Source organism: Chitinophaga pinensis DSM 2588 (assembly GCF_000024005.1).
Lineage (GTDB): Bacteria > Bacteroidota > Bacteroidia > Chitinophagales > Chitinophagaceae > Chitinophaga > Chitinophaga pinensis.
This window is the reverse complement of the sequence record NC_013132.1, coordinates 4,724,288-4,742,194: the sequence shown is the minus strand read 5'-3', so window position 1 is coordinate 4,742,194 and position 17,907 is coordinate 4,724,288. Positions and strand designations below refer to the sequence as shown.

At 48.6% G+C, this 17,907-nt stretch carries 7 protein-coding genes; 4 read left to right on the top strand and 3 right to left on the bottom strand.

The genetic code is table 11. The annotated features are described in order from the left end of the window. A complete protein-coding gene (gene tilS / locus CPIN_RS18660) occupies positions 1 to 1,338 on the bottom strand; it encodes a tRNA lysidine(34) synthetase TilS (RefSeq protein ID WP_012791397.1) in 1,338 nt (445 codons plus the stop codon). A gap of 15 nt (positions 1,339 to 1,353) precedes the next feature. After that, the gene (locus CPIN_RS18655) at positions 1,354 to 1,662 is read right to left on the bottom strand and encodes a hypothetical protein (RefSeq protein ID WP_012791396.1); all 309 of its coding nucleotides are present in this window, start codon (positions 1,660 to 1,662) and stop codon (positions 1,354 to 1,356) included. Between the two features lie 51 nt (positions 1,663 to 1,713). On the opposite strand from CPIN_RS18655, the gene CPIN_RS18650 reads away from it, so the two are divergent. The 4 genes from CPIN_RS18650 to ispE all read left to right on the top strand — a co-directional run bounded on the left by CPIN_RS18650 (position 1,714) and on the right by ispE (position 5,068). Then, positions 1,714 to 2,454: an electron transfer flavoprotein subunit beta/FixA family protein gene (locus tag CPIN_RS18650; RefSeq protein WP_012791395.1), complete on the top strand. Its 741-nt coding sequence runs from the start codon at positions 1,714 to 1,716 to the stop codon at positions 2,452 to 2,454. 52 nt (positions 2,455 to 2,506) lie between these two features. Next, complete coding sequence (locus CPIN_RS18645; RefSeq protein ID WP_012791394.1) at positions 2,507 to 3,472, top strand: electron transfer flavoprotein subunit alpha/FixB family protein; 966 nt, start codon at positions 2,507 to 2,509, stop codon at positions 3,470 to 3,472. 105 nt (positions 3,473 to 3,577) lie between these two features. After that, positions 3,578 to 4,180, top strand: coding sequence for a bifunctional nuclease family protein (locus CPIN_RS18640; RefSeq protein WP_012791393.1), 603 nt, complete (start codon positions 3,578 to 3,580; stop codon positions 4,178 to 4,180). A 66-nt stretch (positions 4,181 to 4,246) separates the two neighbouring features. Then, on the top strand, positions 4,247 to 5,068 hold the full coding sequence (gene ispE, locus CPIN_RS18635) for a 4-(cytidine 5'-diphospho)-2-C-methyl-D-erythritol kinase (RefSeq protein ID WP_012791392.1): 822 nt from the start codon (positions 4,247 to 4,249) through the stop codon (positions 5,066 to 5,068). A gap of 343 nt (positions 5,069 to 5,411) precedes the next feature. Here ispE and CPIN_RS18630 read toward each other — a convergent pair whose 3' ends face one another. Beyond that, on the bottom strand, positions 5,412 to 17,627 hold the full coding sequence (locus CPIN_RS18630; RefSeq protein ID WP_012791391.1) for a T9SS type B sorting domain-containing protein: 12,216 nt from the start codon (positions 17,625 to 17,627) through the stop codon (positions 5,412 to 5,414). Positions 17,628 to 17,907 lie beyond the last annotated feature (280 nt).

Sequence of the window (17,907 nt, the reverse complement as noted above, 5' to 3'; positions counted from 1 at the left end):
TTAATATGCCTCCCACTCTATCGTCAGTAATTCTTTTGTTTGCGGTGTAATCTTAAACCGGTCATCTATTCTTAACCCCACAATCCACACCACCCGCTTCGCGGATTCAAGCACCCAGATATTTTCCTTCTGTACGACAGACAATTTCTGATCTATAAAAAAGCGGCTCAGCTTCTTCTTTTTCCGCATCCCCAAAGGATAAAAATAATCCCCCTGCTTCCATCTCCGCAGTAACAAAGGATACTGCAAAGTTTCCTTATCCAGACAGGCAATCGTAACCGCAGCAGGAATAGCTGTATGCGCCGACCGCTCCGACGTCTTTATTCTGAGCACACCATTTGCCGTACTAATAACTCCTCTCTCCTTTTCAATCACAATAGTAGCCGCCTGCTCTTCTACCAATGGCGTAATCAGCAGCCATTGACGATCCCGGATAATACGATGACTGCCCGTTTCTACCATCTTTCCGGAACCGCTGTTTAACAGTTCCAGTACCTGTGGCAACTGCGCAGCCGTACAACCATACCGGCGGAATATCTCCCAGGCCACCGTCTGCAATGGCGTCGTCTTCTGCAGCTTCAGCACCGGTATCATATAAGTGTTTCCTTTCTGCGTGACCAGTCTTTTGATATGTCGCTGCAAGGCTTCGTTATAAAGCAATTCCGCCTCCCTGAAACGTTCTATACTGGATGCAATATTGACGACCGTACCAGGATTAGCTTCCTGCATGACGGGGATCACCTTATGACGGAAGAAATTACGTGTATATTTGACGGTAAGATTGGAACTGTCTTCCACATATGGAATATGGTGTTCCGCTGCATACGCAATCAGGTTTTCTTTTTCTGCGAATAACAGTGGCCGTAACAACTTCCCCTGTTTAGGCAGAATACCGTGCAAACCAGCAATACCGGTACCCTTACTGAGATTCATCAATAAGGTCTCTACGCTGTCCTGCATGTGATGCGCCGTAACGATATAGCTATAGCCTCCCTGTTCACGAGTCTGTTCCAGCCATTCATAACGCAGCTCCCGGGCTGCCACCTGGATGGATACACGTTTGCTTTCAGTATACGCTTCCGTATCGAAACGTACCTGGTGAAACGTTACCTGTAGCCGCCTGGCAAGATCCGCCGCAAAAGATTCATCACGTACGGACTCATCGCCTCTCAACTGAAAGTTACAGTGAGCAATAGCGAAACGATAACCAGCCGCTTTAAACAGATGGGCCATTACAACAGAATCAACGCCCCCGCTGACAGCAAGCAGCAAAGACTGGTCCGGCATGAACAGCTGTTCCTTTTCAATAAATATTTTAAACCCTGTCAGTAAATCCATTTGCTGGTAGTTAAATTAAATCAGATCGTCCAGTGCTGCCTGTAACTCATTATACGCATGCCTGTCATTGGCTGCTTTCGCCATCTCCATACCCTTTTCGTACACCCCGATGGCTTCCTTCGGAAGTGCTGCCCTTTCCAGCAGACGTCCCAGGTGATAATAAGAACCGACATAGCCCGGCTCATATGCCAGCAGCTCTTCAAACAGTTGTCTGGCACCGGTATCATCACCTAATTTGATGTACTCAAGTGCAAGCGCATGCTTCAGAAAGCTGTCATTCGGACTGCTTTTAAGAAATTCCTTTATCCTGGCTATTCTATCCATTATTTAAATATATTTGCTCATACCGCTTTAAAAAATAAAACAGTTTAGGCCATGAAGATTTTAGTTTGTATCAGTAAAACTCCGGACACGACTGCAAAAATAGCTTTCACAGACAACAACACGAAATTCAATGAAGCGGGTGTACAATTCATCATCAACCCCTACGATGAATGGTATGCCCTTGTTCGTGCGCTTGAATTGAAAGAAACGCTGGGCGCAACCGTTCATCTGGTAACCGCAGGCGGCGCAGATACGGAGCCGATTATCCGTAAAGCACTGGCGTTAGGAGGAGACGAAGCTTTCCGTATTAATACTGATAGTCAGGACAGCTTTTACATTGCTTCACAAATAGCAGACCATGCCCGTAAACAGGGGTATGACCTGATTTTCACAGGAAAAGAAACCATCGATTACAACGGTGCAGCTATCGGCGGCATGGTAGCCGAACTGCTGGATCTTCCCTATGTCTCTATTGCTGCAAAATTTGAACTGAATGGTACCGAAGCGGCCATCCACCGTGAAATAGAAGGCGGAGAAGAAATCGTAAAAGTAACACTCCCGGTAGTCGTATCCTGTCAGAAAGGAATGGCAGAACAGCGTATTCCCGGTATGCGCGGAATCATGGCTGCCCGTACCAAACCATTGGCAGTAGTAGAACCCGCAGCAGCTGATGCGTTGACCACCATAACCAGTTTTGAACTCCCCCCTGCAAAAGCAGGCGTAAAGCTTATCAGTCCCGACAATGTAGAAGAGCTGGTAAAATTGCTGCATGAAGAAGCAAAAGTGATCTGATCATTTTCGCAGAGATAAGCCCCCATTTTTTTCATTAAATTCTACGTCAAACATGTCAGTTTTAATATTCGCAGATCAGGCCCACGGCAAAATCAAAAAAGTAGCATTCGAAGCAGTACAGTACGGCGCAAAAGTAGCGCAACAATTGGGCGTAAGTGCAACCGCCCTGGTACTGGGCGAAGCAGATAGTGCAGAACTGGAAGCCCTGGGTAACTACGGCGCTACCAAAGTACTGCATGTCGCAGATGCCAGACTCAATGAAGTCGAAGGCACCGTATTCACCAAAATAATCGCGGCCGCTGCTGATCAGGAAGCAGCGCAGGTTGTTATATTCCCACACAATTTTGACGGTAAGGCAGTAGCTCCCCGCGTGGCAGCCCGCCTGAAAGCCGGATTTGTATCCGGAGCCGTTTCCCTGCCCGATACCAGCAACGGTTTCGTGGTAAAAAAGAGCGTGTTTTCCGGCAAGGCATTTGCCAATATAAATATCACTTCTCCCAAAAAAGTAATTGCTATCATGCCCAATACTTTTGCACTGGAAGCAACCGACGCAAAAGCGGCAATAACAGCGTTCTCCCCTGCCATCAGTGACGCGGATTTCCGGGTGAAAGTGAGCAGCGTGGAAACCGTAAGCGGAGAAGTACCGCTGACAGAAGCAGAAATTGTAGTGAGCGGTGGCAGAGGCCTCAAAGGACCCGAAAACTGGGGAATTGTGGAAGATCTGGCCAAAACGCTCGGAGCGGCGACCGCCTGCTCCCGCCCTGTAGCAGATACAGGCTGGCGCCCACATCATGAACACGTAGGTCAGACAGGCTTGACCGTCCGTCCTAATTTATATATCGCCATCGGCATCTCAGGAGCCATTCAGCACCTGGCCGGCGTAAATGGCAGCAAGGTCATCGTAGTCATCAATAAAGACCCCGAGGCACCATTCTTCAAAGCAGCCGACTACGGTATAGTCGGAGACGCCTTCGAGGTAGTGCCAAAATTAACAGCGGCCATTAAACAGATAAAATAGGTTCAGTCGCCCTTGCGAACTAACTTATTATCTGTTTTTTAGATAAGGAATATTTTTTCTAACTTCACGGTCTTATAAAATATTCAGCGACAACGCAGGACAGATATGAGAAAAATAGAACTGGAAATAGTTGCTTTATCGCACAGCATTACGCAGACACATTCTTACGCCGTCGTTTTGGGAGAGGTGAACGGTTTGCGCCGTCTGCCTATTGTAATTGGCGGCTTTGAAGCGCAGGCGATAGCTGTGGCGTTGGAAAAAATGCAACCCAGCCGCCCATTGACACACGATCTGATGAAAAACTTTATGAATGCTTTTAATATTGAGCTTCATGAAGTAGTGATCAGTAACCTGCAGGAAGGAATTTTTTATTCTAAATTGATCTGCTACAGTAACGACGAAACGATAGAGATCGATTCCCGTACTTCAGATGCCCTGGCACTCGCTGTACGCTTCGGCTGTCCGATCTTCACCTACGAAAACATCCTTAACAGCGCTGGTATCCTCCTGGATGATCCTGCCGGAAAGAAAAGTGGTGTGAAGCCCGTTACGCCTACCATCTCTGAACACGAGAAAGGCGCCGAAGACGACCTCAAAGTGCTGAACCTGGACGAACTGACACAGCTCCTGCAGGAAGTACTGGAACAGGAAGATTATATCCGTGCAATCGCTATCCGTGACGAGATCAATAGTCGCAAGAGCCACTGATAATCATCTTAAAAAAATTTATTATCAATAAATAATCCATAAACCATAGTATCACAGCTATGGTTTATGGTTTTTTATACCATGATCGTCTTCCCAAACTGTAAAATAAACCTCGGTCTGCACGTAGTCAGCAAAAGACCAGACGGCTTCCATGAACTCGAAACCGTTTTCTACCCCCTTCCATTGACCGATGCACTCGAAGTACTCAGTCCGGGCAAACTTTCTTTTACCACCTCCGGTATTCATGTCCCCGGCGACCAGACAGACAATCTTTGCCTGAAAGCCTGGCGCCTGCTGAAACAGGATTTCCCCGAACTACCGGAAGTAAATATCCATCTGCATAAAAATATTCCCATCGGCGCCGGTCTGGGCGGCGGCTCCGCCGACGCAGCCTTCATGCTGCAATTATTAAATAATCGTTTCCAGCTGGACCTCTCAAAAGAACAACTGATCAGCTACGCCGCCATACTGGGAAGCGATTGCCCCTTCTTTATCGAAAATAAAGCCGTCTACGCCACAGGCAGAGGCGAAATCATGCAGCCCATCAGTCTGGACCTTTCCGGTTGGAGCTTCGTCCTGGTATACCCCGCCGTACATATCAATACCGGCTGGGCTTTCGGAAGAATTACCCCCCAGGCCCCTGCCCACTCCCTACAGGAAAGCATCATGCAACCGCTTGAAACCTGGAAAGACACCATTTCAAACGATTTCGAAGCCGCTGTCTTTCCCGCACATCCGGAACTCGCTACTATTAAAGAGAAGTTATATACGGCAGGTGCTGTGTATGCAGCTATGAGCGGCAGTGGATCCGCATTTGTCGGCATTTTCCCTAAAAACAACATCGGAGACCTTCACTTCGATCCCGCTTATAAAGTGTTTGTTTTATAAAACACCGCCTTTCAAAAACAATAACGACTTATAATGATGTAAGTCGCTGTAGCCCCATATTTATAAGGATGCTCCCGGCATCCTGCAGGAAATATTATATAAAGTAAATCCATCAGGTGTGTATTCGAATTCACCCGCACTCCTCTCAAAAGTGTGAACGTTGCACAGCCGCCCCCATATCAAAAGGCATTTTCCAGTAATTCTTCCTGTCCCCCTCCCCCGCATGGTGGTCATCCAATGCATCACTATTCCGCATCCGGCACTAACAATCTTACAGGTATACCAACAAAGAAAGGCGCCCCGGAAAAACCGGGACGCCTTTGCCTATTGTACTTTACACTTCTTATCTGATAGCGGTTACTTCGCCTTTCACAACATTTGTGTTGCCACCGAGCGATTTCTTATAGCTCAGCATCCAGACATAAGTTCCGTTTTCAACCAGGGCGCCTTTATATCGGCCATCCCATCCGGTCTTCTGATCTTTACTTAAGAAGATCAGTTCACCCCAACGGTTGTAGATACGTAAGTCGTAGTCATACATCGGACCGCGAACGACAGGTCTGAAGATGTCGTTATGTCCGTCACCGTTTGGTGTAAAGCCCGTCGGGAATTCTGGTTTAGCCTCACAAGGCTGATAGCGAACCACAATCTGGTCAGACATGGATCCACAATCATTGGAGATTGTCACTGTGTAAGTGCCAGGTGTTGTCACCTTATAAGTAGCAGCGGTTGAACCATCCTGCCAACGTATAGTGTTACCCGCACCAGCGTTTACTCTCAGTGTCAGATCTTCACCGATACATAACATGGTGTCTCTGCCCAGATCAAAGTCAGGAATACCAGCCACAGTTACATTCACACTATCCATAGTAATTCTTGAACAGAATCTGTCCATTACAGACACTACATATTTACCAGCACCAGTGATTTCTTTCACCGGATTCGTATCCCCGTCATTCCAGAGGTAAGAGATGGCATCCGGGTGACTAGCGTCAATTACTACACGTCCACCGTTACAGAACTCTCTGTCTGGTCCGAGGTCAATACCCAGGTCAGGTCTTAAAGTGACAGTCACTTTATCAGTTACCACGCAACCGTCGCGGGTTACAGTCACTGTATAGTCGCCTGGTCTTGATACTACGATCGAGTTGGTGTTTTCACCGGTATTCCAGAGTACAGAACCTCCATCAGGTTCTACGTTCAGCATAACTGTTTCGTTAGGACACAGTTCAGTATCGTCAGTCAGAACGATATTTGGCGGCGTACCTACGAGAACAACTGCTTCACCGTGATTAGAACAACCATTTACAGTCACATCCACACCATAAGTACCAGTAGCATTTACAGTGATAGAAGCAGTGGTTTCACCGGTTGACCATACATAGCTGCCACCTTCTACATAAGCGTTCAGTGTTACTGATTCGCCCTGACAGATAGCAGTGTCACGGATATTAATCGGCGGTGGCAGATTTACGATCAGTTTCACAGAGTCTGTTGCAGAACAGATACCGTTGGTCACAGTCGCATAATAAGTACCAGCCGTGCTCACATCGATGGTTCTGGTAGTAGCACCAGTTGACCAGCGGATGGTGTAAGCGTCGTTTGCGATACCGGCATCGAGGGTGGCGATACTACCCTGACAGATAGTTACGTCGTTACCCAGTTCAACCGTTGGTTTGGTTACATATTGCAGATCGTACGTGATAGGATCAGATACACAACCCGTTACACCGTCTGTTACGATGAAGGTAGCCTGAGTGGCGCCATTCAGGTCAAACACGTTGCTGCTCTGTGTCAGCGGAGTGTTAACCGCAGTAGCCGGAACTACGCTCGTGAGGGTGAATTTAGGTCTGCTTACCTTATTCTCCAGCAGGATTGCAAATTTGGTATTGTCAGAACAGTTAGCAGGCAGTGATGGAACCAGGGCCGGTTTCGGACAAGGATTCACCGTGATTGTCTGTACACGTTCAGTTGCTGCGTTACCACAAGCGTCAGTGATAGTCCATCTTCTTGTGATGGTATAACCAGCACACAGGTCTACTGTAAACGGATCCTGGATCATGATAGCCTTCTTAGGGAAAGTAGCATCACAATTGTCACGCGCATACAATGTCGCCGCAGCAGGGATAGCGTCTCCACAATTCAACGTTACGTTTGCCGGAGCAGGATCGATCGTTGGTCTTGTAGTATCCGTTACGGTGATTACCTGGCGGAAGATAGCCGTGTTGTTACATGCATCTTTTGCAGTCCAGATACGGATCAGACGGTAGTTGCTTGCGCAAGCGCCCTGGATCGTTTCGCGTGTCTGCGCATAACTGATCTTCACAGTGCTGCAATTGTCAGTCGCTCTCAGATTGGTCGGAGGAGCAGGAACTGCGTCACAGCTTACAGTTGTATCAGCAGGAGGTGCTACAACAAACACCGGCCTTGTAGTATCCTGTACAGTGATCACCTGCTGCATTACGTTAGTATTACCACAGTTATCGGTAGCTGTCCAGGTACGTGTCAGTCTGTAGCTGCTTGCACAGGAAGAAGAAAGGTTATCTCTTCTCTCTGTAACTCTCACGGCTACGGTTGAAGTACAGTTGTCTGTAGCTGTTATAGTTTCAACAGACGGTACCTTGTCGCAATCTACAGTGATTGCCGGAGGTACGGCCATGGAGAATCTAGGCTTGATAGTATCCTGAACAGTGATGGTCTGTGTCAATACGGTTTTGTTACCGCAAAGGTCAGTAGCCGTCCAGGTACGGATGATCTGGTAGTTGTCAGCACACTTGCTACCGGAGATGTTCTTACGGGTATCTACCGGATTGATAGTGAGGACGCCAGGCGTACAATTGTCAGTCGCTGTCATTGGCGTACCGGCAGGAACCTTATCACAATCTACAGTGATATTGGTCGGAGCAGTACCGTCAAATACAGGCGGCGTCATGTCTCTTACAGTGATGATCTGTCTCAGCGTATCGCTTGCGTTACCACAAGCATCAACTGCTACCCATTTACGGATCAGCTGGTAGTTGCTTGCACAAGCACCTGGCTGGTCGATTCTCACTTCGATCGGAGTGATCGTCATAGCGCCGTTACAAGCGTCATTTGCAGGGATAGTAACCGCAGCAGGTACTTTATCACAATCTACAGTGATGTTGGCAGGAGCAGTACCTGCGAATACAGGCGCTTTCGTGTCTACCACGGTGATTGTCTGTTGTGCCTGAGTGGTCAGTCCACAACGGTCAGTCGCTGTCCATGTACGTCTTACCGTGAAGGTACAAGCGTCAACCGTTACTGTTACGTCGTTGTAAGTGATGCTCAGTGGCTCATTGTCATAAGGAGCATGGCTGAACACCGGTGTACCGAATTGCTGGGTGTAGTCAGTACCCTGTTCGCAATCCACTGTCAGCGGACCAGGAACGGATATTACTACCGGAGGAATGTTCATCAGTGTCAGCATTACTGCGTTGCTGATGTTACCGGTACAAGCACCGGACATTACCACACGTCTGTACCAGGTATTACGGGTGATCATCGGAGGAGTGAATGTTGCATTGGTACCACCTACGGTTACGTTTGCGAAACCGATAGTTGCGCTGGTAGTACTTACCTGCCACTGATAAGTGAAGGTACCGTTACCACCGCTCAGGGTAGCACCCTGCAGCATTGCAGGTGTTTCGTTTCCACAAAGCAGCTGATCAGCGGTGATGGTGTTACCCAGGATCATTGCCTGGTTAGTCAGCACCACATCATCAGGAGTGGATGTACATGTTCCGTTAGAGATCGTCCAGCGCAGGGTTACTGTCTGACCCGGATCTACTCTTACAGTTGTAGAAGGATTGTTTGGATCTGTGATAGTTGCAGTACCGCTTACGATTGTCCAGATACCTCTCGCTGTAGCAGGAGCAGGAACGTTAGCTGACATTGTGAACATCGGATCGTCACAATGAACCTGGTCAGGACCAGCAGCCGCGTTAGATGGCATTTCGTAGTTGGTCAGGATCACATTATCAGAAGTGGTACAAACACCATTTGTGATAGTCCATGTAGCCGTTACCGTCAGACCCGCAGGTACGTTGATGACAGCGTTAGGGTTGGTGCTGTCGGCAACCGCGAAGGAAGCCGGAGAACCAGCAGGCAGACTCCATTTACCTACACCTACAGTTGGCGCCTGAGCGGCCATTGTAAAGGCAGGCGTGTTACAATGTGTCTGATCTGCACCGGCATTAGCAGCAGCAGGAGCCACAAAGTTGGTCAGTCTCACAGTATCTCTTGTTACGCAGACACCATTGGAGATCGTCCATACCGCGTCAACTGTTACACCGGCAGGTACGTTGATTACCGCATTCTGTCTGGTGCTGTCAGCTACCGCAAAGGATGCACCGGTACCAGTTACTGGCACAAGGCTCCATTTACCTGTACCTACAGAAGCTGTGTTAGCAGCCATTGTAAAGGCAGGCGTGTTACACTGTGCCTGGTCAGGACCGGCAGCAGCGGTTGTTGGCATTACGAAGTTGGTCAGTCTTACAGTATCTCTTGTTACGCAGACACCGTTAGAGATCGTCCATACCGCGTCAACTGTTACACCGGCAGGTACGTTGATTACCGCATTCTGTCTGGTGCTGTCAGCTACTGCGAAGGATGCACCGGTACCAGTTACTGGCACAAGGCTCCATTTACCTGTACCCACAGAAGCAGCGTTAGCAGCCATTGTAAAGGCAGGTGTGTTACACTGTGCCTGGTCAGGACCGGCAGCAGCTGCAGTTGGCATTTCATAGTTAGTCAGCGCTACAGTGTCTCTGGTTTCACACACACCATTGGTGATGATCCACACAGCCTGTGCTGTTACGCCTACAGGAACATTAATTACAGCAGTCGGATTGGTACTGTCGGCTACTGCGAAAGAAGCAGTAGTACCTGGCACCAGGCTCCATTTACCTACACCTACGTTGGCGACGTTAGCAGCCATTGTGAAGGCAGGCGTGTTACATTTCTGCTGGTCAGGACCGGCAACAGCAGCAGCTGGCATTACTCTGTTAGTCAGTACGACATCGTCAGATGTCACACAGTAACCATTCGTAATAGTCCATGTAGCTGTTACGGTTACACCCGCAGGAACGGTGATTACCGCATTTGGATTAGTACTGTCAGCTACTGCGAATGAAGCAGTAGTACCAGGCGTCAGGCTCCATTTACCTACACCGACAGAAGCTGTGTTAGCAGCCATTCTGAAGGCAGGAATGTTACAATGTTCCTGGTCAGGACCTGCATCTGCAGCAGTTGGCATAATGTCGTTCGTCAGCAACACAGTGTCTGAAGTCGGACATGTACCGTTTGTGATCGTCCAGATAGCAGTTACAGTAGTACCCACAGGAACATTGATCAGCGCAGAAGGATTGTTGTCGTCACCTGCATTGATTGAACCAGGAGAACCAGCAGCCAGTGTCCAGGTACCGGTAGCACCAGGAACATCCGGTGCATTCGCACCCATATAGAACGTAGAGATATTACATTCACGCTGATCCACACCCGCGTTAGCCGGAGATGGTGTCAGGTAGTTGGTCAGTTCAACCTCGTCAAAGTTTGAACATGTACCGTTTGTAAACGTCCAGCGCAGGATAGCTGTTTCACCGTTCGGCACAGTGATGTGCGCAATCGGATTACTTTCTTCCCCTGTTCTGATCGTTGCGTTACCGCTTATCACAGACCACATACCGGTAGCGCCGGTAACTGTTGGCGCATTCGCAGCAGTTACGAAGTCGGCACCCGCACATTTTTCCTGGTCAGGACCGGCATTCGCCAGATTTGGTTCCTGGAAGTTGGTCAGTGTTACATCATCTGAAGTGGTACAAACACCATTGGTGATCGTCCATCTCAGGGTTACTGAGGTACCGGCAGGGATACTGATACTTGCTGTACGGTTATTCACCTGAGCAGCAGGGAAAGTAAATCCTGCAGGAGTAGAAGAAACTACGCTCCATACACCTGTACCTACAGAAGGAGCATTTGCCGCCAGTGTGAATGTAGACGTATTGTTACATTCCTGCTGGTCAGGACCTGCATTGGCAGGAGTTGGTGCTGCGAAGTTAGTCAGCACTACATCATCTGTTGCAGAGCAGGTACCGTTTGTAGCGGTCCAGCGCAGGGTCACGGTCGTACCGGCAGGTACAGTGATCGCCGCAGTTGGGTTGTTCACGCTACCGGCAGGGAAAGTAAATCCGGCAGGAGTAGAAGACACTACGCTCCATGCACCTGTTCCTACCGTGATGGTGTTAGCCGCCAGGGTGAAAGCAGATGTGTTACACTTAGACTGGTCAGCACCAGCGTTTGGTGTAGTTGGAGGTGCATCGTTTCTTAATACTACATCGTCGGTAGAAGTACACACACCGTTAGTAATCGTCCAGCGCAGGGTTACTGTTGTACCTACAGGAACAGTGATCGCAGCGCCTGGGTTACTTACGCTTGCAGCAGGGAATGTGAAGCCGGCAGGTGTAGCAGAAACTACGCTCCATGCTCCTGTTCCTACTGTTGGCGTATTAGCGGCCAGTGTGAAAGAAGTATTGTTACATTTTGCCTGATCAGGACCGGCAGCAGCTGTTGTTGGCAGCGGTCTGTTGGTCAGGACGACATCGTCAATAGATGTACAAACGCCGTTGGTGATGGTCCAGCGCAGTGTTACCGTAGTACCCACAGGGATAGTGATAGCAGCAGTGCGGTTGCTCATCTGAGCGGCGGTTAAAGTGAAACCAGCAGGAGCAGAAGAAACTACGCTCCACGCGCCGGTGCCTACTGTTGGGGCGTTAGCAGCCATTGTGAAGCTGGAAACGTTACACTTTTCCTGATCCGGACCGGCACTTGAAACAGTAGCAGGCGCGAAGTTGGTCAGTGTTACAGTAGAAGAAACCGTACAGCTACCATTTGTTACAGTCCATGTAGCTACTACGGAAGTACCTACCGGAACGTTGATGGTAGTGGTCGGACTGGTAGTGCTTCCGGTGATGGTCGCAGTTGTACCAGCAGGGAGTGACCATACGCCGGTACCGACAGTCGGCGTGTTAGCCGCCATTGTGAAGGAAGGCGTATTACATTTCTGCTGTGCAGGACCCGCATTGGCAGTTGGCAATGCGTTGTTGGTCAGTGTCACAGAAGAAGCAACAGTACAGGTACCGTTTGATACCGTCCATGTCGCGGTTACAGAAGTACCGGCAGGAACGTTGATCACCGCAGCAGGGTTATTCTGCTGACCAGCAGTGATCGTTGCAGCAGAACCTGAAGGCAGCGTCCATATACCACCACCTACCGCTGGCGTGTTAGCCGCCATGGTGAAGGTAGAAATGTTACATTTTGTCTGACTCGGACCTGCATTTGCAGTTGGCAGTACATCGTTTCTGAGTATAACTATATCGCTGGTCGTACAGGTACCATTTGTGATGGTCCATACCGCGTTTACAGTTACACCAGCAGGAACGTTGATGACAGCGTTCGGACTGTTCACACTTCCTGTGATGGTAGCGCCGGTACCAACCACTGGAACCAGTGACCATGTACCAGTACCTACAGAAGCAGCGTTAGCTGCCATCGTGAAGGAAGGCGTATTACATTTAGACTGGTCAGGACCAGCATTAGCAGCAGTTGGTGCTGCGAAGTTTGTAATAACTACATCATCTGTAGAAGAACAAACACCATTGGTAATCGTCCAGCGCAGTGTTACCGTCGTACCGGCAGGTACGCTGATAGCAGCTGTTCTGTTGTTTACCTGGGCAGCAGGGAAAGTAAATCCGGCAGGAGTAGAAGAAACTACGCTCCATGCTCCTGTTCCGATTGTCGGCGCGTTAGCTGCCAGCGTGAAGGACGGATTGTTACAGTTTGACTGGTCCGGACCTGCATTGGAGGTTGTTGGTGTTGCAAAGTTTGTCAACACTACATCGTCCGTAGCAGAACAAGTACCATTTGTAGCGGTCCAGCGCAGGGTCACAGTCGTACCGGCAGGTACGGTGATCGCTGCAGTTGGGTTGTTAACGCTACCGGCAGGGAAAGTGAAACCTGCAGGAGTAGAAGAAACTACGCTCCATGCTCCTGTTCCTACCGTGATGGTGTTAGCCGCCAGGGTGAAAGCAGAAATATTACACTTAGACTGGTCAGGACCAGCGTTTGGTGTAGTTGGAAGTGCATCGTTTCTTAATACTACATCATCAGTAGAAGTACATGTACCGTTAGTAATAGTCCAGCGCAGGGTCACCGTTGTACCTACAGGAACAGTGATCGTAGCGGTTGGGTTACTTACGCTTGCAGCAGGGAATGTGAAGCCGGTTGGAGTAGCAGAAACTACGCTCCATGCTCCGGTACCTGTTGTTGGCGTATTAGCGGACAGTGTGAAAGAAGTATTGTTACATTTTGCCTGATCAGGACCGGCAGCAGCTGTTGTTGGCAGCGGTCTGTTGGTCAGGACGACGTCGTCAGTAGATGTACAAAGACCGTTTGTGATGGTCCAGCGCAATGTTACCGTAGTACCCACAGGGATAGTAATAGCAGCGTTGCGGTTGCTCATCTGAGCGGCCGTTAAAGTGAAACCTGCAGGAGCAGAAGAAACTACGCTCCATGCACCGGTACCGGTTGTTGGTGCGTTACCAGCCAGGGTGAAGGCTGAAACGTTACACTGTTCCTGATCCGGACCTGCGTTCGATGTAGTCGGAGGCGCGAAGTTGGTCAGTGTTACAGACGAAGACGCAGTACAACTACCATTTGTTACCGTCCATGTAGCTGTTACAACTACACCGGCAGGAACGTTGATGGTAGTAGCCGGATTGGTTGCGCTGCCAGTGATGGTAGCACCAGTACCGGTTACCGGCGTCAGTGTCCAGGTACCTGTACCCACAGTTGGTGTTGTAGCACCCATTGTGAATGAAGGCGTGTTACATTTAGACTGATTTGAACCAGCGTTAGCAGTTGGCTGCGCATAGTTGGTCAGTGTAACAAATGAAGAAACAGTACAGCTACCATTTGTTACTGTCCATGTAGCTCTTACAACTACACCGGCAGGAACGTTGATGGTAGTAGACGGAGTAGTAGCGCTACCAGTGATAGTAGCACCAGTACCGGTTACCGCTGTCAGTGTCCATGTACCTGAACCCACTGTAGGCGTATTACCTGTTACGGTAAAGCCCGGGGTGTTACATTTAGACTGATCGCTACCCGCGTTAGAAGTTGGCAGTACGTCGTTTCTGAGAACCACGGTGCTGCTGCTTGTACATGTACCATTGGTAATGGTCCATATTGCATTTACTGTTACACCGGCAGGAACGTTGATGGTAGTGGTCGGACTGGACACGCTGCCAGTGATGGTAGCGCCTGTACCAGTTACCGGCACCAGTGTCCATGCACCTGTACCTAATGTTGGTGTATTAGCCGCCATGGTGAAACCAGGCGTATTACATTTTGTCTGGTTAGGACCTGCGTTAGAAGCTGTTGGCTGCTGGTAAACAGTTACCGTACCGCTTGCACAGGTAGTATTACCACAACCACCGACAGTGCTTTCAGCACGTACATAATAAGTAGTGGTAGCAGTGATGTTATTTACGGTGATCGTTGCACCGGTACCGATAGCAGTACCTGTTCCGCAACCACCTGCGTACCATCTCCAGACTGCATTCGGCGTACCATTTGGCTGAGTACCCAGGTTACCGCCTACAACAGTCAGTGTAGTGGAACCGGTTACACAGATACCTGGAGTACCTACAGTTACGGAAGTCGGAGCCGTTGGTGGCGTTGCTACACCTACCGTGAAAGTGATCGTAGAGTCACAACCCGCAGAAGCGCTGTTTTTATAGCTCATGTTGAAGCTATAGTTACCAGCAGGCGTGTTTGCAGGGATGTTGAAAGTCATCGGCCATGCTCTGATAGTATCATTGGTGATAGCCGTGAAGCCTGGCATCGCTGGCGTACCGGTAGTCAGTGTATACACATTCGGATTACCTTTTGTGGAAATTGTATCCAGGGAGAAGGTAGTCGCAGTATTACAAACTACGGGTACTGGTTGCAGTCTGATAACTGGTTTGGTTGTTTTATGCAATACAACCAGATCCGCGTTCGGCGTACAATTGGCTGCATTGGTAATCGTCCATTCCAGTACGATATCCTGCTCATTTACCAGAGAAGTTACTGTAGTATTATATTGATGTATGTTCGCAATGGTCGCGTTACCGCTTACCAGTCTCCAGGTACCTGTCTCCGCATACAATCCTGTCAGCGTAGGGTCAGGTCGGCTGGCCCGCATAGTGAATACATTATTATTACCACAGAGTGTAGTATCCGGACCTGCATCGCTGTAAGACGGATCATACAGGAGAGACAGGGTTACGGTGTCGCTGCTTGCGCAGGAATTGTTCGCTGAGCTTTTTACAGTCCATCTGAATCTTACGCTGGTACCACCTTTTTTCAGGGTTACCCTTGTGTTACGAAGCGTAGGCAGCAGGATGTTTGCATAGTCTTTCAGGTTTACACCTACTGTATCAGGAGGTGCAGCCGGACCCCAGATGGAGTCGATTGTCCATACACCGCTTTCACCAGCATTCAGCAATGCTGCCATGGTGAAGTTACCGGAAGAGTTGGTGCTCGCACAAGCGTATTGTGACGGACCCGCTTCGGCAACAGGTATTGGCGTTACATTAACAACGAATGGTGCGGATTGTACCCGACACACATCACCAGGTGTATTTACGATAACGGTGAATACGCCTTCAGCTGCATTGTTTATCTGCACCTGAGACAGCGTCGTCAGACCATCGTATGCTGGTAAAGGAGTAAGTGTACCACCTGCATTCGGACCCTGATACCATTTAATAATGTTAGTACCATTATTAATGGCGTCATTGATCTTAATATCAACAGAAGATCCTTCACAAATATTCTGTGAAGTAGAAAGTACTTCTACAATTGGTGATTCTACAGAACTGATAAACGCGGTGTTTGAGTCCACACACGTATGTCCGTCCGCATAATCCACATAACCGTACACCATAATAGTGGTGTCGCCGAGTACCTGGATAGTTCGGGTATCGCCCACATATCCAGGAAGGTCTCTCCACGTAAATCGGTCGAAACCACCCGATGCCTGTAACTCAACAAATGCGCCTGCGCAGACCTTGCTCTTCGTCAGGTACAGCTGAGGCATTGGTAGTATCGTCAGTCGGACGAACTCCGAGGGAGCCGCACACGTGACCGAGTTACTCCCGACTTCATAAATACGTACACGGAAACGATAAGAAGTGGGAACGTTCCTGGTACCTTTCAGCTCGCCAGGTCCGATTACCAGTTCTTTCGAAGTATTGGTACCAAATGGAACATTCACATAAGTGAGACCTTCGTCATCACTCATTTCCCATTGGTAAGCCGGATTTGTAAAGTAAGTAGTAGGAGTATAATTGGATGTAAGGGTAATCGGAGCGCCTTCGCAGACTACTTCCGCAAGGTTATCTGTCTTACCTTTAATAGATGCGGTGATGCTTGGGCTACAATATGCGAATTCGATATCGTCAATCGCGATATCGTTACCACAACCACCATCCATGTCGTTCATGATAATTACCTTAACGGAGTCGATATTCGACGGTACCGTAAATGAGCCACCATATTTCTGCCAGCTCGATTTAGCGTTACTGAGGTCCATAGACACGTTATAAGTAGGGAAGTTTGCCAGAATCTGGCTTGGGTTGGCGGCATTCACCACCTGGAAGGTCACACCAGCATATTGATATTTGCTGACGCAACCACTTTCAAAAACGCCGATAGGGTTGATGTTAATCAACCATGCACTAAAGTTGTATACAGAACCGCGACAGAGACCTGTTACTGTTTTCTGATACATTCTTTTCGGGAGATAAGCGGAGTTCGCAACAAGCATCGCACCACGATTGTTACCGGTGTGGTCAGTGTTGTTTACCCAGTCTCCCTTTAACTGGGTCGTGTTGGAGATTGAATAATAGTTATCTGCAAGTTCTCCCGTACCCTGATAGTCGTAGGTTACTACGCCATCAATCGGATATTTTCTGCGGGTGACACCGTTGGCCATGGTACCGAAGTCTTCAAAGAAGCCTGGTTTATCGTTGGCCTCGTTTGATCCACAGATATTAATAGTACAGTCATGCGCTATAATCGTACGGCTGGTGGTATATGTTCTTACCGTTCCATTATTGTACGTATAGGGAATGGAAATGTTCACAGTATAAGTACCTGGCTGCATAAACTGCAAGGTCAGCGACATTGTTTTTTGTAGCTTAGTTGCTTTTGTCGTTGCAGTGGTATTAGCTGTGTACAGAATTTCATAGTCCGCATCGGTCCCCGATGGTCCCGATATCGTCCATGATGCTTTCTCAGAAGTTGGCCGATAGCCATTGCTGTTGAGGTTGTTGGGTATCGAGGCGTTAATACTCAGGTACTTCGCCTGACCGGCAGTGCTACTTGCGGTCGAGATACAAACTTCATTCGGCACATTAATATACGGTGTAGGGTTGTTCTGGGCCATCGCCACGGCACAACACATCATAGTATATAATAGGATTAGAATCTTTTTCATCAGTAGGTGTTTTGTGAAAAAAGTATCAGGTGAGCGACGACTAGACATCGCACCAACTGACGGATTTACAATAGCTTACCGATCGTTCATGACTCCAATCCCTTTCCGGAATGGTTTTTTGAGAAGTGTAAAGTGTTTCCATAGGCTTGATCATTTTTTTACTTGATATGGCTAAGAAATGAGACTATTTTAAAATTAAAATTATAACTAATATAGGAAATATAAAAAATGTGTATATATTCTAAAGCGATAAATGGAAGCAGAATTAGAAATAAGAGGG

Excerpts from the sequence above, each read along its gene's own strand:
- tilS (WP_012791397.1), bottom strand. The coding sequence starts at position 1,338 with ATGGATTTACTGACAGGGTTTAAAATATTTATTGAAAAGGAACAGCTG.
- CPIN_RS18655 (WP_012791396.1), bottom strand. The coding sequence starts at position 1,662 with ATGGATAGAATAGCCAGGATAAAGGAATTTCTTAAAAGCAGTCCGAAT.
- CPIN_RS18650 (WP_012791395.1), top strand. The coding sequence starts at position 1,714 with ATGAAGATTTTAGTTTGTATCAGTAAAACTCCGGACACGACTGCAAAA.
- CPIN_RS18645 (WP_012791394.1), top strand. The coding sequence starts at position 2,507 with ATGTCAGTTTTAATATTCGCAGATCAGGCCCACGGCAAAATCAAAAAA.
- CPIN_RS18640 (WP_012791393.1), top strand. The coding sequence starts at position 3,578 with ATGAGAAAAATAGAACTGGAAATAGTTGCTTTATCGCACAGCATTACG.
- ispE (WP_012791392.1), top strand. The coding sequence starts at position 4,247 with ATGGTTTTTTATACCATGATCGTCTTCCCAAACTGTAAAATAAACCTC.
- CPIN_RS18630 (WP_012791391.1), bottom strand. The coding sequence starts at position 17,627 with ATGAAAAAGATTCTAATCCTATTATATACTATGATGTGTTGTGCCGTG.